Source organism: Streptomyces sp. GL_148 (genome assembly GCF_057834205.1).
Genome location: NZ_CM174396.1, coordinates 4,739,083 through 4,763,901, shown reverse-complemented (window position 1 = coordinate 4,763,901; position 24,819 = coordinate 4,739,083). Strand labels below are relative to the sequence as shown.

Annotated in this window: 24 protein-coding genes; 13 read left to right on the top strand and 11 right to left on the bottom strand. The window is 72.7% G+C overall.

What is annotated here, in order from left to right; all coding sequences use genetic code 11:
- Positions 1-162 precede the first annotated feature (162 nt).
- The 10 genes from AC3IYI_RS22045 to AC3IYI_RS22000 all read left to right on the top strand — a co-directional run bounded on the left by AC3IYI_RS22045 (position 163) and on the right by AC3IYI_RS22000 (position 10,960).
- Positions 163-885: a type 1 glutamine amidotransferase family protein gene (locus AC3IYI_RS22045; protein ID WP_489405397.1), complete on the top strand. Its 723-nt coding sequence runs from the start codon at positions 163-165 to the stop codon at positions 883-885.
- Positions 886-1,159: 274 nt separating this feature from the next.
- Entirely contained in the window at positions 1,160-1,600 is a 441-nt protein-coding gene (locus tag AC3IYI_RS22040; RefSeq protein WP_489411613.1) for a MarR family winged helix-turn-helix transcriptional regulator, read from the top strand.
- Positions 1,601-1,982: 382 nt separating this feature from the next.
- Complete coding sequence (locus tag AC3IYI_RS22035; RefSeq protein ID WP_489405396.1) at positions 1,983-3,698, top strand: serine/threonine-protein kinase; 1,716 nt, start codon at positions 1,983-1,985, stop codon at positions 3,696-3,698.
- A gap of 70 nt (positions 3,699-3,768) precedes the next feature.
- Positions 3,769-4,182: a nuclear transport factor 2 family protein gene (locus tag AC3IYI_RS22030; protein ID WP_489405395.1), complete on the top strand. Its 414-nt coding sequence runs from the start codon at positions 3,769-3,771 to the stop codon at positions 4,180-4,182.
- A 173-nt stretch (positions 4,183-4,355) separates the two neighbouring features.
- Entirely contained in the window at positions 4,356-5,489 is a 1,134-nt protein-coding gene (locus AC3IYI_RS22025; RefSeq protein WP_489405394.1) for an alpha/beta hydrolase, read from the top strand.
- Positions 5,482-6,786: an acyltransferase family protein gene (locus AC3IYI_RS22020; protein ID WP_489405393.1), complete on the top strand. Its 1,305-nt coding sequence runs from the start codon at positions 5,482-5,484 to the stop codon at positions 6,784-6,786. The genes AC3IYI_RS22025 and AC3IYI_RS22020 overlap by 8 nt, the downstream gene beginning before the upstream one ends.
- Positions 6,779-8,218, top strand: a complete 1,440-nt coding sequence (locus tag AC3IYI_RS22015; RefSeq protein WP_489405392.1) for a sensor histidine kinase — start codon at positions 6,779-6,781, stop codon at positions 8,216-8,218. The genes AC3IYI_RS22020 and AC3IYI_RS22015 overlap by 8 nt, the downstream gene beginning before the upstream one ends.
- A complete protein-coding gene (locus tag AC3IYI_RS22010; RefSeq protein WP_489405391.1) occupies positions 8,215-8,880 on the top strand; it encodes a response regulator in 666 nt (221 codons plus the stop codon). Before AC3IYI_RS22015 ends, AC3IYI_RS22010 begins: the two co-directional genes overlap by 4 nt.
- An 89-nt stretch (positions 8,881-8,969) precedes the next feature.
- Complete coding sequence (locus AC3IYI_RS22005) at positions 8,970-10,295, top strand: sensor histidine kinase (protein ID WP_489405390.1); 1,326 nt, start codon at positions 8,970-8,972, stop codon at positions 10,293-10,295.
- Positions 10,292-10,960 carry a response regulator gene (locus AC3IYI_RS22000; RefSeq protein ID WP_489405389.1) on the top strand — a complete coding sequence of 223 codons (669 nt, stop codon included), beginning with the start codon at positions 10,292-10,294 and terminating at the stop codon, positions 10,958-10,960. The genes AC3IYI_RS22005 and AC3IYI_RS22000 overlap by 4 nt, the downstream gene beginning before the upstream one ends.
- Positions 10,961-11,030: 70 nt before the next feature.
- Here AC3IYI_RS22000 and AC3IYI_RS21995 read toward each other — a convergent pair whose 3' ends face one another.
- Together AC3IYI_RS21995 and AC3IYI_RS21990 are read right to left on the bottom strand one after the other, a co-directional pair.
- Entirely contained in the window at positions 11,031-12,617 is a 1,587-nt protein-coding gene (locus AC3IYI_RS21995; RefSeq protein WP_489405388.1) for an ABC transporter permease, read from the bottom strand.
- Positions 12,614-13,528, bottom strand: coding sequence for an ABC transporter ATP-binding protein (locus AC3IYI_RS21990; RefSeq protein ID WP_489405387.1), 915 nt, complete (start codon positions 13,526-13,528; stop codon positions 12,614-12,616). Before AC3IYI_RS21990 ends, AC3IYI_RS21995 begins: the two co-directional genes overlap by 4 nt.
- A gap of 90 nt (positions 13,529-13,618) precedes the next feature.
- Here AC3IYI_RS21990 and AC3IYI_RS21985 point away from each other — a divergent pair, with 90 nt between their 5' ends.
- Both AC3IYI_RS21985 and AC3IYI_RS21980 read left to right on the top strand, forming a co-directional pair.
- Positions 13,619-14,128 carry a GbsR/MarR family transcriptional regulator gene (locus AC3IYI_RS21985; RefSeq protein ID WP_489411612.1) on the top strand — a complete coding sequence of 170 codons (510 nt, stop codon included), beginning with the start codon at positions 13,619-13,621 and terminating at the stop codon, positions 14,126-14,128.
- 119 nt (positions 14,129-14,247) lie between these two features.
- A complete protein-coding gene (locus AC3IYI_RS21980; RefSeq protein ID WP_489405386.1) occupies positions 14,248-14,946 on the top strand; it encodes an alpha/beta hydrolase in 699 nt (232 codons plus the stop codon).
- Here AC3IYI_RS21980 and AC3IYI_RS21975 read toward each other — a convergent pair.
- A complete protein-coding gene (locus AC3IYI_RS21975) occupies positions 14,921-15,592 on the bottom strand; it encodes a hypothetical protein (protein ID WP_489405385.1) in 672 nt (223 codons plus the stop codon). The genes AC3IYI_RS21980 and AC3IYI_RS21975 overlap by 26 nt on opposite strands.
- Positions 15,593-15,609: 17 nt before the next feature.
- Complete coding sequence (locus tag AC3IYI_RS21970) at positions 15,610-16,578, bottom strand: diacylglycerol kinase (RefSeq protein ID WP_489411611.1); 969 nt, start codon at positions 16,576-16,578, stop codon at positions 15,610-15,612.
- A gap of 184 nt (positions 16,579-16,762) precedes the next feature.
- On the opposite strand from AC3IYI_RS21970, the gene AC3IYI_RS21965 reads away from it, so the two are divergent.
- On the top strand, positions 16,763-18,046 hold the full coding sequence (locus AC3IYI_RS21965) for an adenylosuccinate synthase (protein WP_327254123.1): 1,284 nt from the start codon (positions 16,763-16,765) through the stop codon (positions 18,044-18,046).
- Between the two features lie 105 nt (positions 18,047-18,151).
- On the opposite strand, the gene AC3IYI_RS21960 is transcribed toward AC3IYI_RS21965, so the two are convergent.
- From AC3IYI_RS21960 to AC3IYI_RS21930, 7 genes are all read right to left on the bottom strand, one after another.
- Entirely contained in the window at positions 18,152-19,063 is a 912-nt protein-coding gene (locus AC3IYI_RS21960) for an alpha/beta hydrolase (protein ID WP_489405384.1), read from the bottom strand.
- A 170-nt stretch (positions 19,064-19,233) separates the two neighbouring features.
- Entirely contained in the window at positions 19,234-20,451 is a 1,218-nt protein-coding gene (kynU, locus tag AC3IYI_RS21955) for a kynureninase (RefSeq protein WP_489405383.1), read from the bottom strand.
- Entirely contained in the window at positions 20,444-21,292 is an 849-nt protein-coding gene (locus AC3IYI_RS21950) for a tryptophan 2,3-dioxygenase family protein (protein ID WP_489405382.1), read from the bottom strand. The genes kynU and AC3IYI_RS21950 overlap by 8 nt, the downstream gene beginning before the upstream one ends.
- A gap of 217 nt (positions 21,293-21,509) precedes the next feature.
- Complete coding sequence (locus tag AC3IYI_RS21945; RefSeq protein WP_489405381.1) at positions 21,510-21,923, bottom strand: DUF3151 domain-containing protein; 414 nt, start codon at positions 21,921-21,923, stop codon at positions 21,510-21,512.
- Between the two features lie 163 nt (positions 21,924-22,086).
- Complete coding sequence (gene fbaA, locus AC3IYI_RS21940; protein ID WP_243330679.1) at positions 22,087-23,109, bottom strand: class II fructose-bisphosphate aldolase; 1,023 nt, start codon at positions 23,107-23,109, stop codon at positions 22,087-22,089.
- Between the two features lie 254 nt (positions 23,110-23,363).
- Positions 23,364-23,903 carry an orotate phosphoribosyltransferase gene (gene pyrE / locus AC3IYI_RS21935; RefSeq protein ID WP_250748753.1) on the bottom strand — a complete coding sequence of 180 codons (540 nt, stop codon included), beginning with the start codon at positions 23,901-23,903 and terminating at the stop codon, positions 23,364-23,366.
- A 21-nt stretch (positions 23,904-23,924) separates the two neighbouring features.
- Complete coding sequence (locus tag AC3IYI_RS21930) at positions 23,925-24,713, bottom strand: aldose epimerase family protein (RefSeq protein WP_489405380.1); 789 nt, start codon at positions 24,711-24,713, stop codon at positions 23,925-23,927.
- Positions 24,714-24,819: the final 106 nt, after the last annotated feature.

The following is a 24,819-nucleotide window of genomic DNA, read 5'->3' as shown; positions in this document are numbered from 1 at the left end:
TCTGTCTGGGGATATATTGACAGCACCCTGTCATGATGGCAGCCTACTGTCATAGAAGGAGCGCGGCCGGACCGGCCTGAAGAGGCGGCACGAGACGGGTCGGGTCCGGTCCTGACATCAGAAGCACAGCGACGGCGACGGCGACACCGGAGGGCGAGCACGATGAGCGAGACCCAGACGAAGACGCAGACGAAGACGCAGACGCAGGTGGAGAAGCAGGTGGAGAAGCAGGCGCTGGCGGCGGAGACCGGAGCGGAGGGCCGGGCCGAGTCCCGCCCCACGGTCCACGTGGCGGTGTACGACACCTATGCCGACTGGGAGACGGGCCACACCACCGCGCACCTGACCCAGCACGGCTACGAGGTCCGAACGGTCGCCATCGCCGCCGGACGGCCCGTCACCACGATGGGTGGCCTCCGCATCCAGCCCGACCTGGCCCTGACGGACCTGCGCCCCGAGGAGTCCGCTCTCCTCATCCTGACCGGCGCCGGACTGTGGGACACCGGCGACGAGCTGGCTCCCTTCGCGGCGAAGGCCGAGGAGTTCCTGGCGGCGGGCGTCCCGGTCGCCGCGATCTGCGGAGCCACGGCCGGCCTGGCCCGCGCCGGAGTCCTGGACGGACGTACGCACACCAGCGCGGCCCCCTTCTACCTCGGCGGCCAGCCGGGCTACGGGGGCGCCGCGCACTACGTCGAGGCCGACGCAGTCACCGACGGCGACCTGATCACGGCGGGCCCGACCGAACCGGTGGCGTTCGCCCGCGAGGTCTTCGCCCGCCTCGGGGTGTACGAGCCGCAGGTGCTGGACGCCTGGTACCGGCTGTTCCACGACTCGGACGCGAGCGCGTACCCGGTCCTGATGGCGGCGGACCCGAACCATGCCTGACCAGCCCACGCCCCGCGCCACCGCGCAGACCTCCCCCACAGACCCGGCGCCCCACGCGGGCCCGGCATCCGCCCCGGGCCCCGAGGGCGCGGCCCGGAACGCGGCGGCCCCGGACACCGCGCGCCCCGCGCCCGCCGGCGCGGGCGGATCCGCGGACCCGGTCCCGCCCCCGGGTACGGAGCCGCCCGCCGGGGAACACCCCGAGGGCGGCGCAGCTCCGGCGGCGCGCGGCAGAGGGCCGCGGGAGAACTCCCTCCGCACCCGGCAGGACCTCCTGAGCCGCACCGCCCTCGGGGTGTTCCGGCTCAACGGCCAGTTCCTCTCCGTATCGGAGGAACTGGCCCGCCCGGCAGGGCTGACCGCAGCCTGGTGGCAGGTGCTCGGAGCCGTGCTCCGCGAGCCGCTCCCCGTCGCCGGCATCGCCCGGGCCATGGGCATCACCCGGCAGAGCGTGCAGCGCATCGCCGATCTGCTGGCCGCCAAGGGCCTCGCCGAGTACGTCCCGAACCCGGCCCACCGCCGGGCGAAGCTGCTGCGCCCCACGGATGCCGGCCGCACCGCCGTCGCCAGGATCGGCCCGGGCCACGCGTCCCTGGCCGCCCGTCTCGCGGAGACCCTCGGCGAAGACGGCTTCGCCGAAACGGTCCGGGTCCTGGAACGCCTGTCGGCCGCCCTGGACACCCTGCCGCCCCCACCCGACTCTCCGGCGGCTTAGGCCGTCTCTTTCGGACCTTGCCTGGCCTGCGCCGCTGGGAGCAGTCCCAGCGGGGTGGTGCGGGGGTCGATGACCCGGTGGTTGGCCGGCAGGACTCGGTCCGCGAACGTCACGTCGCGTTCGGCGACGAACCGGAAGCCCTCATGCCCTGTGGACGTCTCGCCGGACCTTGTCCGCCATGCCTTCGCGCGGCCAGCGTCGAGGCAGGGTCCCAACACGCTCCACCCGTACGCCCGGTGGAACCTCCGCATCGGGTGTGTCCGAACCCCGGTTGCCACGCCCCCACTCCCGGCCGGCGGCAACCCGACCCCCGCAACCGGCATCCCGCCCCGACCCCACTATTGTCGGGCTCCGGCGAGTCCCAGGGGGAGGACCACCTGTCATGGAACAACTGCACTCGCGCGATGCAGAGCACATCGGTCCTTACCGCCTGCTCGCCCGTCTCGGCACCGGCGGAATGGGCCAGGTCTACCTCGGCCGCGCCGAGGACCACGACCCCGGCGCGGGCACCGCAACCGGCACCGCAACCGGCACCGGCATCAGTACCGGTACCGGTACGGCCGCCGGCACCCGGACCCGCCCCCGCGCCGCAGGCACCCGCACCGCCGCCGTGAAGCTGATCCACCCCCACCTCGCCGCCCACCCCGACTTCCGCACCCGCTTCCGCCGCGAGGCCGACGCCGCCCGCCTCGTCGGCGGGGACTGGACCGTCGCCGTCCTCGACGCCGACCCCGACGCGGAGATCCCCTGGCTGGCCACCGCCTACATCGCCGGGCCGAGCCTGCGCCAAGCCGTGGGCGGCGACTTCGGCCCGTTGCCGGCCGGCTCCGTACGGGTCCTGGGCGAGGGGCTCTCGTACGCCCTCCAGGACATCCACCGTGCCGGCCTCGTCCACCGGGACCTGAAGCCCGGCAACATCCTGCTCACCGCAGCCGGCCCCCGCGTCATCGACTTCGGCATCGCCCGGGCCCTGGGGGCCACCGCCGACCCCGCCCTCACCCAGACCGGCGAACTCCTCGGCTCCCCCGGCTTCCTCGCCCCCGAACAGATCAACGGCACCCCCGTGACCGCGGCCTGCGACGTGTTCGGCCTCGGCTCGGTACTCGCCTACGCCGCCACCGGCCGACTGCCCTTCGGGGACCCGGAGCAGCCCGGAGGCATCGCCGCGCTCCTGATGCGCGTCACCGAAGCGGAACCGGACCTGGCCGGCGTACCGGCCGAACTGCGTGACGTCGTACGCGATTGCCTGCACAAGGACCCGGCCGCCCGGCCCGCCCCCGCCGAGATCCTCGAACGGCTCGGCGCGGGGCGGAGGGACGCCCCGGAGCCCTGGCTGCCCGCGCCGCTCGTCGCACGGCTCGGGCAGCATGCCATAGCCCTGCTGGACCGCGTGGACGCCGGTCCGGACCGGCCCGAGCCCGTGACCGTGCCCGCCCAGCGCACCGCGGCGGAACCGGGCCCGGCCACGCTGAGCCCTGCGCCGCCCGCCTCGACGCTCACCCCCGTGCCCGGGGCGAACTCCGGCGCCGGCGCCGGTGCCCGCTCGCGGCCCGCGGTCGTCTCCACGGCCCTGCTCGTTGCCGTCGCCGCGGTGGTCGCCGTCGCGGCGGGCGGCACGGTGTACACCGTCATGAGCGGATCCGGCGACGGTTCGCCCCGCTCCAGCCACGGCGCCGCCCCGGCCGGCTCCTCCGGCCCGCGGGGCACCGCGGACGGGACCGACACCGGCACTGGCACCGGCACCGGCACCACTCCTGTCCCTTCCGCCACTCCGGCGACGCTTCCCGAGGCCTACGCCGGCACCTGGCGGTCCACCTACGGCGGCCAGAGCTGGCAGCTCACCCTCAGCCCCGGAACGACCGGCTCCAACGTCATGTCCCTGACCCTCCAGGCCCCCGGACTCAGCTGCGCCTGGACCGCGCCGCTGCGCTCCGCCACCACCGACGGCGTCGGGCTCGACCCCTCCACGGTGATCTCCGGTGCACCGCCGTCGTGTTCGCCGGGCGGCCGGAGCACGCTGCGGCTGCTCCCCAACGGGAACCTGGTGCGGGAGCTCGACGGCAGCACCGCCGCTCCGCTCACGTACCGCAGAAGCTAATTATTTCGAAGTCAATAAGCCTGCAAGCAAAGCTTGTTGCATTCCACGGTCCCCCCTCACACTGCGGCACATGGAGCCGTTGAAGGTAGTGGCACAACTGTGGGAGCGGATCGAGGCACGCGACTGGGACGGAGTGGCCCCGCTGATCGCCGAGGACGCGGTGATCGAGTGGCCCGTAAGCAGCGAACGCATCGTCGGTCGCGACAACTTCATCGCCGTCATCAGCGATGACGACTACGCGGACGAGAGATCCGTCGACGTGCTCCGGATCCTCGCGGACGGCGATCTCGTCGTGACCGAGGTGGAGATACCCCAGGACCACGTCGTCTACCGCGCCGTCTCCCTGTGGACCGTGCGGGACGGGCGGATCGCCGGAGCGCGGGAGTACTGGACCAGCCCCGGGCAGGACCCGGCCCCGCGCTGGCGCGCCGGCTTCGTCGAACCTCTCGCGGAGCCGCTCTCCGAATCGCTGGCGGCGGACTGAGCGGGCCTCTTCCAACTGGCCGTGCCTGACCCCTGAGTAGCCCCTGTCATACCTGAGAGCTACTTGGGAAGTGGGCTCTCCAGTGTGACGCTGACGAGGGCTCCTGATTCCTAACTTCGTGACCAGAGAAGAACGCAGCACCGCCCCTCTGGCACGAGCGAAGGAACGGACCCATGAGCCGCCGACCGCGACCCACCGCACGTCCCGACGGCCGCAGCCGTGGCCGTCTGCGCCGCACGCTGCTGGCCGGGCTCGTCGCCGCGGCCGTGGTGTTCCCCGTTTCCGCCGCCGCTTCCCCGGACGTCCCCGCACCGGCCCCGGCGGTCCTCGGCGAGAGCACAGCCCTCCCCGACCGGTACGCCGCCCGCCTCGCCAACCTCGCCGAGGCGGCCCGTACGGCCGAGAACGCCGGCCGCGGCGGCCGCGCGGCGAAGCTCCGCGCGATGGAGGCGGGCGGCGATGCCCGGTTCCTCGTCTTCGACGGGCGCGGCAAGGGCCGGGCGATAGAGGTGTTCGGCGATCTGGAGACCGCCGACCGGGTCGCGGTCCTGGTCCCCGGGTCGGACACGACGCTGGACACCTACCAGAGGTTCCGCGCCGGAGCCGTCGCCCTTCAGCAGCGCCTCCGCGCCGAGCACCCCCGCTCCGCCGTGGTCGCCTGGCTCGGGTACGACACCCCCGGCACGGTCAGCCCGGCCGTCCTGACCACCGGCCGCGCCGACGAGGCCGCCGCCGAACTGGGCTCCTTCCTTCCCGGATTGGCCCGGCTGGCCGCCCCGGGGGCCCGCCTCTCGCTCCTCTGCCACTCCTACGGGTCCGTCGTGTGCGCCCGTACGGAGACCGGCCCCGAGGTGACCGACATGGCGCTGTTCGGCAGTCCGGGCACGGGGGCCGACTCCGCCGCGGACCTGCCGACCCGGGCCCGGGTCTGGGCCGGCCGGGGTGGCGACGACTGGATCTCCGGTGTCCCGCACGTCCGCGTCGGCGGGCTCGGTTTCGGCGCCGATCCCGTGGACCCGGCCTTCGGAGCCCTGCCCTTCGCGGCCGGCTCCGGCGGCCACAGCGACTACCTCAAGCCGGGCACCGAATCACTGAACGGCCTGGCCGGGATCGTGCTCGGCTCCTCCCCGCAGGCCCGGCCCGTCCAGGGCGCCGCTCCCGCCGCCCCTGCCTCCCCTGCCTCCCCTGCCTCCCCTGCCTCCCCTGCCTCCCCTGCCTCCCCTGCCTCGGCGGCATCCTCGTCCTTCACCGCCGCCCTCGCCCCGTCCGTCCTCGCTGCTCCGGAGGTCTCCCGTGCGCGTGCGTGAATCACAGACCCGCTGGTCCGTTCTCGCGGACCGCATCGACTCCGCAACCCCCGCCCACCGGGACCGGGCGGTGGACGCCCTCCGGGCCTTCGCCATCCTCGGCGTGGTGCTGGGCCACTGGCTGGTCACCGCACTGACCAGTGCCGACGGCGGCCTCAGCACCACCAGCCCGCTGGCCCACATGAGCGGACTGGCCCCGGTCTCCTGGGTGTTCCAGACCCTTGCCGTCTTCTTCCTGGTCGGCGGCCACGTCGCGGCCCAGGGGTACGATTCGGCGCGCGGCCGCGGAGTCCCTTACGGGCAGTGGGTCCGTCAGCGTCTCGGCAGGCTGTTCCGGCCGGTCGCCGCCGTCCTGGTCCTCTGGAGCGTCGCCGCCGTCGGCATGCTGCTCGGCGGCGTCGGGACGGACACCGTCCGGACCCTCCTCAAACTCGTCCTGTCCCCCTTGTGGTTCCTCCTCGTCTTCGCCGCGCTCACCGCCGCGACCCCGCTCGTCGCCCGGCTGAGCCCGCTGTGGCCGCTGGCCGTGGTGGCCTCGGTCGATGTCTGGCGATTCGGATTCGGGGGGCCCGAATGGATCGGCTGGGTCAATGTGGCCGCCGGCTGGCTGGTGCCCTACACCCTGGGCGCCGCCTGGTCCCGGGGCGCCTTCGCCCGGCGCACCCCGGCCGCGCTCCTGCTGGGCGGCGGGATCGCCGCCACGGCCGCACTGATCCTCTGGGGCGGATACCCCGCTTCGATGGTCGGAGTCCCCGGAGCCGCGATCTCGAATCTGAATCCGCCGACGCTGGCCGCCGTGGCGTTCGGCCTGGCCCAGTGCGGGCTGGCACTGCTGCTGCGGGGGCCGCTGGCCCGGGTGATGAGCCGGCCGCGGGCCTGGGCGAAGGTGGCTCTGGTGAACCTGTCCGCCATGACGATCTTCCTGTGGCACCAGACCGCGATGATGGCCGTCACCGCCCTGGGGCTGCTGGTCTCCACCGATCTGCCCGGCCTGCACACCGTGCCCGCCTCCGCGGAGTGGATAGCCGTCCGGCTGCTCTGGCTGCCCGTGTTCGCAGCCGCGCTGGCGGTCTGCTGGGCCGCCTTCCACACCTACGAGCAGGCCGGCGACCGCCCCCGCGGCCGGACCCGGCGCGGATCCTCCCGGACACCGGTCATCCCCTCCCGGATCGTCGCCTCGTCCGCGGCCCTGCCCCGGGGGACCGTCTCCCTCAACGCCCGCACCAACTCAACTCCGGCCGCTGAAAGCACAGTCACCGGCCCGGTGGCTCCCGCCAAGGAGACCCTCCATGCCTAGGCTGGACGACGTGAACGAGCAGAGCGAGCCCCCGACTCCGGCCCCGATTCCGGCCCCGGTCCGGGCACAGCACGCGACCCCGGCCGGGGAACCGGCTGCGACCGTGGCCGACGGGGAGCCGGGAGGTTCCCCCGCCAGGGCGTCGGCCGTGGTGCGGAGCGTGGCCCGGGGGCTGTTGGACCTGAAGGCCGATCCCCTCCCGAGGATGTCGAGGCCGCGCTGGCTGGCCTGGCTCCCGCACGTGGTGCTCCTCTATCTGGCAGCGGCGTTGTTCGCCGTCACCACGGAGCAGCTGAGCAACCACTACGGGGTCAACGGCTCCGTCCGGCCGTTGCTGGCGACCATGGTCGCCGGGTCCATCGTGATCGCGATGCGGTGGCCGATGGCCGGGTACTGGATCGGTCTGACCGCGGCAGGACTGATCGCCGGGGAGATCCACGGCCACGTCGGGCAGGGCCAGAACTGGCCGTGGATGCCCGCCGGGCTGTTCGCCTTCGCCCCGGTGCTGCTGCTGGTGTCCCTGCGGGTGCCGCCCCGGGTGACCGTCGGGGCGGTCACCGTCGTCGTTGCCTGCACCGGGCTGGCCGAAGGCCTCTTCAGGCCCGAGCACAGCGGCACCGGCACCCCCGGGGCCATCCTCCTGTTCTCCTTCACCGGCCTCCTCGGCTACGCCCTGCGCGCGACCCGGCTGGCCCGCACGCAGCTCGTCGAGCAGGAGACCCTCACCGAGGAGGAGCGCGCCCGGCGCACCCTGCTGGAGGAGCGCAGCCGGATCGCCCGCGAGCTGCACGACGTCGTCGCGCACCACATGTCGGTGATCTCCATCCAGGCGCAGGTGGCCCCCTATCTCGTGGAGAACCCGTCGGAGGAGCTGAAGGAGAACCTGGCCGGGATCCGCGCGAATGCCGTGGAGGCCCTGACGGAGCTGCGTCGCGTCCTGGGGGTGCTGCGTTCCGAGAACCCGGACGAGGCCGCCGGTCCGCATCATCCGCAGCCCACGCTGGCCGAGTTGGACGGCCTCGTGGAGAACGTGCGGGCGGCCGGGCTGGAGGTCACCACCGAGATCGCGGGCATCCGCCGCCCGTTGTCCCCGGGGGTGGAGCTCACCGCCTACCGGATCGTGCAGGAGGCGCTGAGCAACTGCCTGCGCCATGCGCCCGGCTCCCGCGTGGAGGTCGGCATCGCCTACGGACCCCGCGATGTGCACCTGTGCGTCGCCAACACCGCTCCCACCCGGCCGGTCCCGCCGAGCATGGGAGCGGGGCACGGGCTGCTGGGGATGCGGGAGCGAGCGGGCATGCTGGGGGGCGAGCTGGCCGCCGGCCCCCGCCCCGACGGAGGGTACGAGGTGAGCGCCGTACTGCCGATGGACCCCGTGTCCCCGGGCGGCGGGCCTTCCCCCGCCTCCGAGACGACGAAGAAGGACACATGACTGCTGCCCCGATCAAGGTGATGATCGCCGACGACCAGATGATGGTCCGCCAGGGCTTCACCGTGCTCCTCGACGCCCAGCCCGACATCGAGGTCGTCGGTCAGGCCGTCGACGGCGCCGAGGCCGTGGCGAAGGTCGCCGAACTGGCGCCGGACGTGGTCCTGATGGACATCCGGATGGGCGGCATCGAGGCCACCTCGCTCATCACCGCCGCCCCGGGCTCCGCGGTGAAGGTGCTGGTGCTTACCACCTTCGACCTCGACGAGTACGTGTACGAGGCGCTGCGCGCCGGCGCCTCGGGGTTCCTCCTCAAGGACGCCTCCGCCGATCAGCTGGCGGAGGCGGTCCGCGTGATCGCGGCCGGGGAGGCGCTCCTCGCTCCGAACATCACGAAGCGGCTGATCACCGAGTTCTCCCGGCTGGGGGCCCCGAGGGCGCCTTCGAAGGCGCGGATCGACGAGCTGACGGAGCGGGAGACGGAGGTCCTGTCGCTGGTCGCCCAGGGCATGTCGAACGCGGAGATCGCCGAGCACCTGATCCTGGCCGAGCAAACGGTCAAAACGCACGTGGGCCGGATCCTGGTGAAGCTGGGCCTGCGGGACCGCACACAGGCGGCGGTGTTCGCGTACGAGACGGGTCTGATCCGTCCGACGGGCTACTAAAGCGGCCCCGGTAGTACTTGAGGGGGACCCCGGGAAATCCCCTTCAGCGGCGACGCGGACCAGGACGGGGCCCGCCTACCGTGGGGAGCATGACCGAGACGACCCACGGGGCGACCCCCCGGACACCCGAACTCCGGCTGGCTTCGGGCTTCATCCAGAGCCTGCGCCAGGATCTGATCAACGAAGCCTTCGCCTACCGTCCGCTGCCTCCGATGCCTACGGACGGCCGTCTGGTCAGGCTGCTCCCCGCGGGGATACGGGCGGAGGCCGTGCACCTGCCGCACGTGGTCGTTTGCCTGCTGGCGTTCTTCGTCATGGCCTTCGCCTCCGTCAACGACGGCGTGTCCGGGGCCGGCGCCTTGGTGATGGGGCTGCTGGCCGCCGCTCCCGTCCTGATGACCCTGGTACGGCCCGTGGGGGCGTTCTGGGCCGCCGTCGCGGTCACCTTGCTCTTTTCGGTGATCGACCCGGGGGGCTTTGAAAGCCCCTGGTCTCCGGGCTCGTTCGCCGCGTACCTCATCACGGTGACCATCGTGGCGATGCGCACCAAGCCCCGGACCGCCGGCTGGATGTGGGTGGTCACGGTGGCCGTCGGCATCGTGACGTCCACCGTGCTCGGCGGCGGGCACGCCGCTTACGTCGGCCCGATGGCCTTCGTGCTGGCGATCGCCCTCCTCGCCGTGAGCATCCGCACCATCCGCAAGCAGGCGGAGCAGGAGGTCACCGCGCAGCAGGAGGTCACCGCCGTCGAGCGGGACCGGCGCACCCTGCTGGAGGAGCGGACCACGATCGCGCGGGAGCTCCACGACGTGGTCGCCCACCACATGTCGGTGGTGGCCATCCAGGCGGAGGCCGCCCCCTACCGGGTGAAGAATCCGCCGCCGGAGCTGGAGGCCGCCTTCGTCACCATCCGGGAGAACGCGGTCGCGGCCCTGACCGAGCTGCGCCGGGTGCTGGGTGTCGTCCGCTCCGCGGACTACGAGGCACCGGACGCCCCACAGCCGACGCTGGCCTCGCTGGACGGCCTGCTGGCCAATGTGCGGGAGGCCGGGCTGAGCGTGGACAAGACCGTGACGGGGGCGGTGCGCGAGCTGCCGCCGGGTGTGGAACTGTCGGCCTACCGGATCATCCAGGAGGCCCTGAGCAACACCCTGCGGCACGCGCCGGGCGCCAGTGCCGGGGTCGAGGTCTCGTACGTGCTGGGCGGGCTGGGCCTGCGCATCGTCAACGAGGCCGGCACCGGGGATGTGCGGCCCTCGCCGGGGGCCGGGCAGGGGATCACCGGGATGCGCGAGCGGGTGGCCATGCTGGAAGGGGAGATGACCGTCGGGGAGCGGGCCTCCGGAGGGTTCGAGGTGGCGGTGTTCATACCCGTGGCCGGCAGCCGCCCGGTACCGGAGAAGGATCCGGCATGACGATCAGAGTGCTCATCGTCGACGACCAGATGATGGTCCGTGAGGGATTCTCCGTGCTGCTCAATGCGATGGACGGCATCGAAGTGGTCGGGGAGGCGGTGAACGGGCGGGAGGCCATCGCCCAAGTGGCGGCGCTGAAGCCGGATGTGGTGCTGATGGACATCCGGATGCCGGAGATGAACGGCCTGGAGGCGACCCGGGAGATCGTCGCCGCCGACACGGACGCGAAGGTGCTGGTCCTGACGACCTTCGACCTCGACGAGTACGTGTACCAGGCCCTGCGGGCCGGCGCGTCCGGGTTCCTCCTCAAGGACGCCTCTGCCCGCCAACTGGCCGACGGAGTCAGGGTGGTGGCCGCCGGGGAGGCGTTGCTGGCGCCCTCCGTGACCAAGCGGCTGATCACGGAGTTCTCGAAGTTGTCGGAGACCCGCACACACGCGGGGTCCGCGGGGGTCACGGAGCTGACGGAATTGACGGAGCGTGAGACCGAGGTGCTGGTGCTGATCGCACAGGGGTTGTCCAACGCGGAGATAGCGGATCGCCTGATCATCGCCGAGTCCACCATCAAGACGCATGTGAGCCGGATCCTGGTGAAGCTGGGACTGCGGGACCGCACACAGGCGGCGGTGTTCGCGTACGAGACCCGGCTGGTGACCCCCGCTTAGGCCGGTTGCGAAAAGTTGTCCACAGCTGTGGACAACTTTTCGGATGAGAGTGGATCAAGGGGGCCGGGGCTCAGGCCGCCAGGTCCCGGTGGCGCAGGGCGGTCAGGGCAGCGGCCAGGAGAGCCGCCGCCAACGCGGTCAGCATCAGCAGAGGAGTCCAGGTCAGGGCCTCGGAGCCGGGGATCCGGGGCAGGTGGGCGAAGGGGGACAGGTCGAGGACCGCCCGGGGGAGGTTCAGCGCGGGGCCGATCCAGCCGAGCATCAGCGCGGCCCCGGCCACCGCCCAGCCGGCCGACGCATAGGTGGGGACCGCGCCGTACAGGAGGGCCGCGACGGCTCCGATCACCCACACCGCGGGGAGTTGCGCGAGAGAGCCCCCGACGGTCTGCGCGAGGCCCGCGCCGTGGCCGAGGCCCAGGCCGAGCCCGCCCAGCAGCAGGATCAGCGCCGAGCCGCCGAAGGCGACGGCCAGATGACCGGCGGCCCAGCGCAGACGGCCGACGGCGTTCGCCAGCACGGGCTCCGCGCGCTGCCCCGACTCCTCGGCGCCCAGGCGCAGCACCGACGACACGATGAAGAGGGCGGCCACCAGCCCGAGCATCCCGGCCATCGTCGCCAGGAAGGCGTCGGTGAGGCCGGCCCGACCGCCCGCGCCGCCCATCCGCTCGATGATCTCCCGGGTCTTGGCGTTGTCGCCGACCAGCTCCGTGGCCCCGTCCGCCATCCCCCCGAACACCGCACCGGCCACCAGGAATCCGAGGCTCCAGCCGAGCAGCCCGCCCCGCTGCAGCCGCCACGCCAGCGCCCCGGCACTCCCGAGCCGCCCCTCGGCCGGGCCCGGGCGGACCGCCAGGAAGCTCATGCCGAGGTCGCGGCGCCCGGCGAGCGCGTAAGCAGTGGCCGTCTGGGCGGCGAAGGCCGCCGCGAACAGGGCGAGCACCCACCAGCGTTCGGCCGCGAAGGCCCGTAGGTGCTCCAACCAGCCCAGCGGCGAGATCCAGGTCAGCGCCGACGAACCGTCCGCCGAGCCCGCGTCGCCCGCGGCGCGCAGGACGAAGGCCGCGCCGAGCAGCGCCCCGGCGAGGCCCTTGGCGAGCCGCGCACTCTCGGTGAGCTGCGCCGTGACAGCGGCCGCCGACGCGAACAGCATCCCGGTGGCGCCGATCCCGAGCCCGAGGGCGAGCGCTCCGCCCGCGCCCCGCCCGGCGAGCCCGGCCGTGACGAGGAGGGCGACCAGGGCGTTGGCGGTGAGGGCCGCCAGCAGGGCCGCCGTCAGCGGGGCCCGGCGCCCCACCATCGCGGCCGACAACAGCTCCTGACGGCCCGTCTCCTCCTCCTCGCGGGTGTGCCGGATCACGATGATCAGGCTCATGACCCCTGCGAGCAGCCCGGCGAAGACCCCGCCCCGCCAGGCGGTCAGTGCGCCGACCGAGTCGCCGAAGGCGGGGCCGTAGAGGGCGCGGAGCGAGCCGTTCGCGCTCATGGTGGAGAGCAGGCGGGCCCGTTCGGCCGGCGTCGCGTACACCGATTCGAGTGAGGCGGGCAGGCTGAGCACCAGGGCGGCCACGACCAGGATCCAGACCGGCATCATGACGCGGTCGCGGCGTAGGGCGAGGCGCAGCAAGGGTCCGGTTCCGGCCAGTTGACGGTGTTTCATCGCAGCTCACCCGCCTCGTCGCCGCGGGCGTAGTGCCGCAGGAAGAGCTCTTCGAGGGTCGGCGGGGTCGCGGTCAGGGACCGCACCCCCGAGGCGGCCAGCGACCGCAGTACGGCGTCCAGCTTGTCCGTGTCGGCCTGGAGGCGGATCTTCTGCCCCCGCACCTCCACGTCGTGCACGCCCGGCAGGTGCGCGAGCCCGTTGGGCGGTCCGGCGAGCTCGGCGCTGATCGACGTACGGGTCAGGTGGCGCAGTTCGGCGAGGCTGCCGGTCTCGACCGTGCGGCCCTTGCGGATGATGCTGACCCGGTCGCAGAGGGTCTCGACCTCGCTGAGGATGTGCGAACTGAGCAGGATGGTGCGGCCGGCGGCCCGGGCCTCGGCGACGCAGCTCCGGAAGACCTCCTCCATCAGCGGGTCGAGGCCGGAGGTGGGCTCGTCGAGGATGAGCAGCTCTACGTCTGCGGCGAAGGCGGCGACGAGGGCGACCTTCTGCCGGTTGCCCTTGGAGTACGTACGCCCCTTCTTGGTCGGGTCGAGTTCGAACCGCTCGATCAGCTCGGCGCGGCGCGCCCGGTCGAGGCCGGCGCGGCCGCCGCGCAGGCGCCCGTAGAGATCGATGACCTCGCCGCCGGAGAGGTTGCGCCAGAGGGTGACGTCGCCGGGTACGTAGGCGATGCGGCGGTGCAGTTCGACGGCGTCGGCCCACGGATCGCCGCCGAGCAGCCGGGCGGCGCCGGAGTCGGCGCGCAGCAGACCGAGCAGGACCCGGATCGCGGTGGACTTGCCGGCGCCGTTGGGGCCGAGGAATCCGTGCACCTCTCCGGTGGCGACCGCGAGGTCGAGGCCGTCCAGTGCGTGGGTGCGGCCGAACGCCTTGTGGAGTCCGGCGACGCTGATTGCCTTCGTCATGGTTCCGAACGTACGCTTCTTTCACAATTTTGTGAAGGTCGGGAATCACGTAAAGTCGGGAGGGTGGCGGAAGACGTGAACGACGGCGACATGAAGACGGAAACGGCCCCCCGGGAGCCCCAGGGCCCCCGGGACGAAGAGGCGGTCTCCCGCTTCGTCGAGCGGTTCGCCGCGCAGCTGACCGAGGCGGGGATGCAGCGGATGGCGGCGCGCGTCTTCGCCCAGCTGCTCGCGAGCGACGGCGGCGCGATGACCTCGGCGGAACTGGGCGAGGCCCTGCGGATCAGCCCCGCGGCGGTATCGGGAGCCGTCTCCTACCTGTCCCAGGTCAACATGGTCAGCCGGGAGCGCGAGCCGGGCTCGCGACGCGACCGCTACGTGCTGCACGACGAGCTCTGGTACGAGACCTTCACCCGGCGGGACCAGATCCTGACCCTCTGGGAGAAGACCCTCCGCGAGGGCGCGGCCGGCCTCGGCCCCGACTCCCCCGCGGGCACCCGGATCGCCGAGACGGCGGCGTTCTTCGAGTTCATGCAGGCGGAACTCCTGGGCCTGATGGACCGCTGGCGCACGCACCGCGCGACCCTGAACCTGCCGTGACCCGGTCCGTACCCAGCAGTGGCCGCCATGGCGGGCGGGAGGCCCTCCGCCTAGCGTGGGCCGGGGGGGCCCGCGACCCGGCGCGGGACGCGGGAAACCGGACTCAGGAGCGCAAACTCATGGCAGACAGCCCCGTCCACACCCCCGCCATCGTCCTCGTCCACGGCTTCTGGGGCGGCGCCGCCCACTGGGCCAAGGTCATCGGCGAGCTCCACCGCCGCGGGTACACCGACCTGCACGCCGTCGAGAATCCGCTGACCTCCCTCGCCGACGACGCCGAGCGGACCCGCAAGATGGTCCGGCAGATCGACGGGCCGGTGCTCCTCGTCGGCCACTCCTACGGCGGAGCCGTCATCACCGAAGCCGGGGACCTGCCCAACGTCACCGGTCTGGTCTACGTCGCCGCCTTCGCGCCCGACGCGGGCGAGAGCCCGGGCGGGATCACCCAGGAGAAGCCGCCGGCGGCGTTCGAGAACATCCTCCCCGACTCCGACGGCTATCTGTGGGTCAAGCAGGACACGTTCCACGAGAGCTTCGCCCAGGACCTCACTCCCGAAGAAGCCCTGGTCATGGCCGTGACCCAGAAGGCTCCCCTCGCCTCCACCTTCGGCGACGCCGTCACCGCGCCGGCCTGGCGCGCGAAGCCGTCCTGGTACCAGGTCTCCACCGCCGACCGCATGATCCACCCCGACAACGAGCGCCGCATGGCCGCCCGCATGAACCCCCGCAAGACCATCGAGCTCGACGCGAGCCACGCCTCCCTCGCCTCCCAGCCGGGCCCGGTCTGCGACCTCATCGAAGCGGCCGCCTCCGCCTGAGCGCGCCCCGCCGCCACAGCCCGCGCGCCCGGCCCAGCTCCCGGGCGCGCGGCGCCCACACCACGGCCCCCGGCCCCGGGTCCCCGGCCAGCCACACGAACCGCTCCGCCGGAGGGTCGGGTGCCTCCGACTCCGCGGGCGACGGCGGGAGCGCCGCCTGCGGGAGCGCCGGGTCGCTGCGCGGCCACGCGCGCGGCGGCAGCACCCGTCTGCCCAGCGGGCCCAGGGTCAGCACGTGGAGCCCGTCGCCCAGGACCAGCAGCGGCGGCAGCCCGCGCCCGCGCACCACCTCGACGTCGTACGGGGTCCAGCGCAGCTCCGGGTCCCGCAGGAGGCCCCGCACGCATCGGGCCACGTACAGCTCCCGGAGGGCGACGAGCACCGGCAGGCACAGCACCACCAGGAGCACCCCCTGCAACAGCGCCGGGCGGGTAACCAGCGCCCCGATCAGCGCGGGCCAGCACATGACCGGCAGCAGGCAGATCAGCAGCGCGTCCTGCCGCCAGTCGCCGAGCGCGGCCCGGACAGCCGCTTCGCTGGGCGGCCCGGGCTCTCGGACCGCCTCCGCCTCCGCCCTCGGCTCGGGCTCGGGCTCCGGCCCGGGCTCCGCGGCTTCGTCGTCGTAGGTCGAACCGATCCCGGCCATCTGACCCGCCCCCCTCGTCAGCGCTGCAGCGGCAGCGTCAGCCCCCACGCCCCCGGGTGCAAGGTCCACGTACGGCGGCGGACCGGACCGGTGATGCCGACGTCCGACCGGTAGCGGAAATCCGCCCCGGAGACCGTGACGGCCGACGCCCGCGCCCGCACCACCCGGCCGGAACCGGAACCGGATTCCGAGTCCGAGCCGGGACCGGAGCCCGAGTCCGAGTCCGAGCCGGGACCCGCACCGGCACCGGCACCGAGGCCCGGTGCCGTGACCGCCCCCATCCGGACCAGCACGTCCGCCAGCCCGTCGCCCTCCCGCGCCGACACGGTGAGGTCCTCCACCATCCGGTCCACGTCCGCCAGGACCACCCCGTCGGCCTCCACCCGCAGCCGGTGGCCCCCGCCGGATCCCGTGGCGGAAGAGGCCCCCGGCGGGCGGACGAACGTACGGACCAGCGAGCGGTACGCGTTCCACACCGACGGCCCGGCCGGCCGCGGCACGCCCCCGGCCTCCGGCCGGAACCCGGCCTCGGCCCCCACGGGCGGCGGCGGGATGCCGATCCCGCCCAGCACCACCCCGTCGCTGTCGTCGACGAGCAGGTCCCGCATGCCGACGGCCCCGTCCAGGACCGCCCGCGCGGCCGACACGGCCGACAGCGGCACGCCGAGCTGCAGCGCCAGTACCAGCGACCCCGCCGGCCCCACCGGAATCAGCGAAACGGCCCCCTCGGACAGTGCCCGCTCACGGTGCAGCAGCCCGACGGCCCGTACGAGCGCGCGGTCGTCGCCCACGATCACCGGCTGCCGATGACCCCGGCGGGCGAGGGCCCGCGCAAACTCCTCCTGTGAGTCCGGGAGACAAATTTTCGCCGCCGCACCTGCTGACAGCACATCTTTCGCGATTCGCACCGACTCGCCGTCAAGACGGCGGGCGACCGGGTCGACGAGCACGAGCAGGCCGCCTACCGGCGCGCCCGCATGGCTCATGGTGGGCTCTGGAGCCGACACCTCGGTCCTTCCTCGGGTAGCATCTTTGTGCAAGAGGCCCTTGCGCTATTGCGCCAGGGCCTTCGTCTATTCCGGGGCACCGGTCCGACGGCTCAGCCTGCGGTGTACATCGTCGTACGCCCCCTGACCTTGGACATGCCCCATCCGGAAGAGGTGTACGCCTGTGCCCGCTCTTGTGCTGCTCGGAGCTCAGTGGGGTGACGAGGGCAAGGGAAAGGCCACCGACCTGCTCGGTGGATCCGTTGACTATGTAGTGCGTTACCAGGGTGGCAACAACGCCGGCCACACGGTCGTCGTAGGCGACCAGAAGTACGCGCTGCACCTTCTCCCTTCCGGCATCCTCTCCCCCGGATGCACCCCGGTCATCGGCAACGGTGTCGTGGTCGACCCGGCCGTCCTGCTCTCCGAGCTGCGCGGCCTGAACGAGCGCGGCATCGACACCTCAAAGCTGCTGCTCAGCGGCAACGCGCACCTGATCACGCCGTACAACGTCACCCTCGACAAGGTCGGCGAGCGCTTCCTCGGCAAGCGCAAGATCGGTACGACCGGCCGCGGCATCGGCCCGACGTACGCGGACAAGATCAACCGCATCGGCATCCGCGTCCAGGACCTCTACGACGAGTCGATCCTCACCCAGAAGGTCGAAGCGGCGCTGGAGGGCAAGAACCAGCTCCTCGCGAAGCTGTACAACCGCCGCGCGATCGACCCGGCCCAGATCGTCGAAGAGATGCTCCAGTACGCGGAGCAGATCAAGCCGTACGTCGCCGACACCACCCTGATCATCAACAACGCGCTCGACGAGGACAAGGTCGTGCTCTTCGAGGGCGGCCAGGGCACGCTGCTCGACGTCGACCACGGCACGTACCCCTTCGTCACCTCCTCGAACCCGACCGCCGGTGGCGCCTGCACCGGTGCGGGCGTCGGCCCGACGAAGATCAGCCGCGTCATCGGCATCCTGAAGGCGTACACGACCCGCGTCGGCTCGGGTCCGTTCCCGACCGAGCTGTTCGACGCGGACGGCGAGGCCCTGCGCCGCATCGGCGGCGAGCGCGGCGTGACCACCGGCCGCGACCGCCGCTGCGGCTGGTTCGACGCCCCGATCGCCCGCTACGCGACCCGCGTCAACGGCCTGACGGACTTCTTCCTCACCAAGCTGGACGTGCTGACCGGCTGGGAGGAGATCCCGGTCTGCGTCGCGTACGAGATCGACGGCAAGCGCGTCGAGGAGCTCCCGTACTCGCAGTCGGACTTCCACCACGCGAAGCCGATCTACGAAAACCTCCCCGGCTGGTCCGAGGACATCACCAAGGCCAAGACCTTCGCGGACCTCCCGAAGAACGCCCAGGCGTACGTCAAGGCCCTCGAGGAGATGTCGGGCGCCCCGATCTCCGCGATCGGCGTCGGCCCCGGCCGCACCGAGACGATCGAGATCAACTCGTTCCTGTAAGCAGCGGCGGTACCTGCACCGAGCCCGGAGGGGCGGCCCAGCGCGGCCGCCCCTTCGGCGTACCCGGGGCACTCGGGGGGCTCGGCGGCCCCGGGGCACCCGGTCCTACCAGGCCAGCTGTGAGATCTCCTCCGCCACCACCGCGCACGCGTCCGCCGCCAGATCGATGAGCGGGAAGTGGCCCACCCCGTCCAGCAGGGTCAGTCCCACCATCTCCCCCGCCAGCGCGGCCGCCGCCACGTAGGCCTCCGCCACCGCCTCCGGGACCTGGATGTCGCTCCGCCCCTGGACCACCGCCGTCGCGATGCCCGTCGGGAGCAGCACCGCCGGGTCCGCGTACGGGCGGCGCGCCTCGAAGGCGGCCGCTCCGCCCAGCAGTTGCGCCGAGGCTCCCCCGCAGACCCCGAGCTCCTCCGCCACCGTGAAGTCCGCGATCGGGGCCAGCGCCACCACGCCGCGCAGCAGCGGCGGCGAAGGCAGCCTCCAGCCGGCCGGGGCGTCGTACGGGAGCACGTGGCGGGCCGCGGCCCACAGCGCGAGGTGGCCTCCGGCCGAGTGGCCGGTCAGCACCGTGCGGCGCGGGTCCGCCTCCGGCAGGCTGACGGCGGCCAGGCCGGGCAGGGCGTCGAGGGCGGCGGCCACGTCGTCGAAGGTCTCGGGCCAGCGGCCCGCCACGGGGCCCTCGGCATCCTGGTGCGGCAGAGGCTGCGATGCCCGGGACTGGCCGCGCCGGTACTCGACGTTGGCGACGGCGAAACCCCGGCGGGCCAGGAGATCCGCGAGGGGGGTGATGTGCTGCCGGTCGTACGGGGCGCGCCACGCTCCGCCGTGCAGGACGACGACCAGCGGCGCGGAACGCGCGACACCCGGCTGCGCCCGCTCCCCGCGCGGGGCGTAGAAGTCGATGACCTGGTCGGGGTGTTCACCGTAGGCGGCCGTCGCGTCGGGAGCCACGGGCGGATGTGAGAAGGCCGAGGCGGCCTCGGCGGCGTCCCGTTCGACTGCGGGGTCCGTCATCGGCTCAACCTCCGGTATCGCATGGGACAGGGGGGACTGGTGTTCCGGTGTTCCGGCAGAGCGGGACCGTATCAGGCCGGAACGGCCCCCTCGGTGGCGGGCCGTGGAGATACCGGCGCGGGCGGGGCCGTAGCCCCGCCCGCGCGGTGATGTGACGTTTCGCTACCGGTTCACCCGAAAATGTGACCCAGTGCGCGCGCTGCACGCTCCGCATCCGCGAAGCCGACGTACAGCGGGGTGAATCCGAAGCGCAGGACATCGGGGGCGCGGAAGTCCCCGATCACCCCTCGCGAGATGAGCTCGCGCATGACCCCGTCCGCGTTCTCCGTGCGCAGCGACACCTGGCTGGCGCGCTCTTCGTGCCCGGTGGGGGTGACCAGCTCGACCTTGCCCGCCGGGACGTACGCCGCCACGCACTCGAGGAAGAAGTCGGTCAGCGCGAGGGACTTCGCGCGGACGTCCTCGACCGCGACCCCGTCCCAGGCGTCCAGCGCGGCCTCCAGCGCGAGCATGGACAGGATGTCCGGGGTGCCGACGCGAGCCCGCGCCACGCCCGGGGCGGCCTCGTAGGAGGGGGTCATCGCGAACGGGTCCGCGTGACTGTTCCAGCCCGGCAGCGGGGAGTCGAAGGCGGACTGGTGGCGGGTGGCGACGTACAGGTACGCGGGGGCGCCGGGGCCGCCGTTGAGGTACTTGTACGTACAGCCGACCGCGAGGTCCACTCCGTGCGCGTCGAGGCCGATGGGCAGCGCCCCGGCCGTGTGGCACAGGTCCCAGACGACGAGCGCCCCGGCGGCGTGCGCCGCCGCGGTGAGCGCCGGGAGGTCGTGCAGGCGGCCGGTGCAGTAGTCGGCGTGGTTGAGGAGCACCACGGCGGTGTCCGGGCCCATCGCCTCCGCGGCGGCGGCCGGGTCGACCGGGACGACGCGCAGGCCCGTCATCCGGGCCGCCGACTGGGCGATGTAGCCGTCGGTGGGGAAGGTGGCGCCGTCCACGAGCAGCTCGGTCCGGCCGGGCGCGGCCATCCGGGCGGCGGCGACCAGGGCCTTGAAGAGGTTGACGCTGGTGGAGTCGCCGACGACCACCTGGCCGGCGGCGGCGCCGACCAGCGGGGCTATCCGGTCGCCGATGCGCTCGGGGGCGTTCCACCAGTTGGCTTCGCCCTCGGTCCAGGAGCGGATCAGGCGGGTGCCCCACTGCTCCGTGACGACCTCGGCGAGCCGGGCGGCCACCCCTGCGGGGAGCGCGCCGAGGCTGTTGCCGTCGAGGTAGACCACGTCCTCGGGGAGGGTGAAGCGATCGCGGAGCTTGCCGAGGGGGTCGGCCGCGTCCAGGGCTTCGGCGCGCGCCGGCAGGTCGGAGCCGGGGGCCACGTTCGGCTCAGACATGGCTGCGCGCCGTCCACAGCTCGGGGAAGACGTTCTTCGTCGCCCGCTTCTCCAGCCAGGTCACGCCGGCCGAGCCGCCCGTGCCCGTCTTCGCGCCCATCGCGCGCCGGGTGGCGACCAGGTGGTCGTTGCGCCAGCGCCAGACCAGCTCGGCGACGTCGGTGAGGACCTCGCCGAGGCGGTGCAGGTCCGGGTGGGCGTCCGGGGCCGCGTACAGCGCCGTCCAGACGGCTTCGACCCCGGGCGAGGGCTCGTAGCGCTGGGAGAGGTCGCGGTCCAGGACGGACGGCGGGACCGGGAGGCCGCGGCGGGCGAGGAGGCGCAGCACCTCGTCGTAGAGGCTGGGCTCCTGGAGGGCCTTCTCCAGCTCCGCGTGGACGCGCGGGGCGCCGCGGTGCGGGACCAGCATGGAGGCGGCCTTGTCGCCGAGCAGGAACTCCATCCGGCGGTACATCGCCGACTGGAATCCGGAGCCCTCGCCGAGGGCGGCACGGTACGCGTTGAACTGGCCCGGGGTCAGCTGGGCGAGGGGGCGCCAGGAGGAATTGAGGGCCTCCAGCTCGCGGAGGGATCGTTTCAGCGCATCCATCGCGACGGGGAGCTCGTCCTCGCGGAGCGCCTGCGCGGCGGTCTCCCACTCGTGGACGATGACCGTGAACCACAGCTCCATGACCTGGGTGGTGACCAGGAAGACCATCTCGCCCGGGTCGTCCGAGCGCAGGTGCTGGAGGTGGGTGAGGACGTCGGCCTGGACGTAGTCCTCGTAGGGAGTCGTGCCGGCGAAGTCGAGGTTCGGGGTGTCCGAACCGCCGTCTCCGGAGGCATCAAGGGCGTTAGACATCGCTGTCTCCTCGATACGTGCTTCCGGGTAGCGGTCCGCTCCTTCCGGTGAGGTGAGTGGAGCTCCGGTCCCCTGTCCGCATCATAAGACCGTCGTGCCGGACAGCTTCAATAGTCAGTGGCGCACGTCACCTTCCGCGACCGGGGCGACCGGGGCGACCGGGCGGCCCCCCGAGGGGGGAACCCGCCCGGCCGCGAGCACGGAAGGCCCGGGGGCCTCAGGCGCCCAGGACGTCCGCGGCCGTCTCGGAGGAGTCGCGCAGGAAGGTGGAGCAGCGCTCGTACTCCTCCTTCTCGCCGATCTCGCCGGCCGCGCGGGCCAGGGCGTTGAGGGCGCGCAGGAAGCCGCGGTTCGGCTCGTGCTCCCACGGCACCGGGCCGTGGCCCTTCCAGCCTGCGCGGCGCAGCGCGTCCAGGCCGCGGTGGTAGCCCGTACGGGCGTACGCGTACGACTCGACCGTGCGGCCGGCCGAGAAGGCCTCGTCGGCGAGGAGCGCCCAGGCGAGGGAGGAGGTCGGGTGGGCGGCCGCCACCTCGACGGCGGGGCTGCCCGCGGCGATGGCCGCGATGCCCGGCTCGTCGGGGAGGTGGGTGGGGGCGGGGCCCCCGAGGAGGTTCTGGTGAAGAGACATGGCACCAGTCTGTCGGATGGGGGATGCCGGCCTGCGCGAAGGCCATGCGGGAAGGCCATCTGGGAAGGCCATGTGGGAAGAGCATGGGGGAAGGGCCCGGCCCCGCCGTCCGTGGACGGGGGATCCGGGCCCTTCCGGGAAGCCGCTGCTGCGTGAGCCGCTGCTACTTGAGCTTGGTGCCCGTGGAACGCAGGTTCGCGCAGGCCTCGGTGACGCGCGCGGCCATGCCGGCCTCGGCGGCCTTGCCCCACGTGCGGGGGTCGTACTTCGACTTGGTGCCGACCTCGCCGTCGACCTTCAGGACCGCGTCGTAGTTGCGGAACATGTGGTCCACGACCGGACGGGTGAAGGCGTACTGGGTGTCGGTGTCGAGGTTCATCTTCACGACGCCGTTCTCCAGCGCGGTGGCGATCTCCTCGGCCGTGGAGCCCGAGCCGCCGTGGAAGACGAAGTCGAACGGGGAGGACTTGCCGTACTTCTCGCCGACGCCGGCCTGGAGGTCCTTGAGGAGCTCGGGGCGCAGGACGACGTTGCCCGGCTTGTAGACGCCGTGCACGTTGCCGAAGGAGGCGGCCAGCAGGTAGCGGCCCTTCTCGCCCAGGCCCAGGGCCTCGGCGGTGCGCAGCGCGTCGTCGACGGTGGTGTACAGCTCGTCGTTGATCTCGTGGCTGACGCCGTCTTCCTCGCCACCGGTCGGGGTGATCTCGACCTCAAGGATGATCTTCGCGGCGGCGGCCTTGGCGAGCAGCTCCTGGCCGATGGCCAGGTTGTCGGCCAGGGTCTCGGCGGAACCGTCCCACATGTGCGACTGGAAGAGCGGGTTGAGGCCGCGGGCCACGCGCTCGGCGGAGATCTCGAGCAGCGGGCGGACGTAGCCGTCCAGCTTGTCCTTGGGGCAGTGGTCCGTGTGCAGTGCGACGGTGATGTCGTACTTGGCGGCCACGATGTGCGCGAACTCGGCCAGGGCGGCGGCGCCGGTGACCATGTCCTTGTTGTACTGGCCACCCAGGAACTCCGCACCACCGGTGGAGATCTGGATGATGCCGTCGCTCTCGGCCTCCGCGAAGCCGCGCAGTGCAGCGTGCAGGGTCTGGGTCGAGGTCACGTTGATCGCCGGGTAGGCAAACTTGCCTGCCTTCGCCCGGTCGAGCATCTCGTTGTAGACCTCGGGGGTTGCGATGGGCATCTGTCCGCTCCTTGGATGTGCGGGGAGTGTGCTTATTGCGGGCCCTGACCTGGGGGCGACGTTGCCGTCGTCCCCATCTTTCCAGACTCGCGCCCCCGCTCCACCTCCGCGACGGCGCCGCGCGGCCCGATCCGGGGGGAGTGTTTCACGTGAAACATTCCCCCCGGCCGGAAAGGCGCAGGTCAGGGCCTACTTCCGGACGTCCGGGGACCTAAGTCACCAGTTGTGCGGAAGCACGACCCACTGTCCGAGGGTTAGGACAAACCGAGGTCGTCCAGCTGGTAGCCCGTGAGGTAGGGCAGTCCGGCGGCCGCGATGGCGTCGGCCGCGCCGCGGTCGACGATCGTCGCGACGGCGACGACCTCGCCGCCGGCCTCGCGGACCGCCTCGACGGCGGTCAGCGGGGAACCGCCGGTCGTCGAGGTGTCCTCGACGACCAGGCAGCGCTTGCCCTTCACGTCGGTGCCCTCGATGCGGCGCTGCATGCCGTGCGCCTTCTGCGCCTTGCGGACGACGAAGGCGTCCAGGCGCGCGCCGCGCGCGGCGGAGGCGTGCAGCATCGAGGTGGCGACCGGGTCGGCGCCCAGCGTCAGGCCGCCGACGCAGTCGAACTCCAGGTCGGCGGTGAGGTCGAGCATGACCTGGCCGACCAGCGGGGCGGCTTCGCCGTCCAGGGTGATCCGGCGGAGGTCGATGTAGTAGTCGGCCTCGCGGCCGGAGGAGAGGATCACCTTGCCGTGCACGACGGCCTTGTCCTTGATCTGCTGCAGAAGCGCATCGCGTACGTCACTCATGGCCCCGAGCTTAATTGGGCACTACCCGAGCCGCCGCCACGTCCACGTCGTGGAGATCTCCAGCGGGTCCACGGGGGTGACCAACTGCGGGAGGCTGTTCAGGCCGTTCGGCGGGCCCGACTGCGGTTCCACGCAGACGGCCTCGGGCTGCTCGTCGTAGACGACCACCCATTCGGAGCGGCTGGTGACCTTCAGCTCCAGGGCGTCGGGCCACGTGAGGGTGACGTCGACCCCGTACGGCATGCCGAAGCAGTCGTCCCAGGGGCCGGGCTTGGGGTCGATGCGGTTGCCGGTGGGGAGGTGGTCGGCGCCGCGCTCCTCCTGCCAGGCGGCTTCGAAGTCGATGCGGACGTCCGCCCCGCCGGGGGCGAGGTTGCGCAGGAACCAGGGGTGCCAGCCGGCCTGCGCCGGGAAGGAGTCCCCGTAGGTCTCGATGCCCATCGTCAGGGTCAGCGCGTTCTCGCCCAGCTCGAAGATCTGGGTGACCAGGCCTTCGTAGGGCCACGGGTCGGCGAGCGGGTACGTGAAGGCGGCCTCGGTGGCGGTGGCCCGGGCGGGGCGCCAGGCGGCGTCACGGCCGAAGCCGTGGATGGCGTGCGGCGGGTGGTTGAGCGGAAGCTGGTGCAGGGTCGCCCCGTCCTGGAACTGCCCGTCCCTGGTGCGGCCGCACCACGGGACCATGGGGAAGGACCCGTAGTGGTCCCCCTGTCGCAGCAGCTCCGTCCCGTCGATGCGCAGACTGCTGATCCGGCAGCCGTTCTCCTGGTCGATGGTCACCTCGGCGCCGCCGGCGCGCAGTTGCGTACTCATGCCATGACCTTAGTCAGCCCGACGGGGTGATCAGGGCCGCGCGGGGAAGCGGGCGAGTTCCCCGGGGCGGGCGGACGCGTTCCCCGGGTCAGCGGACGCGTTCCCC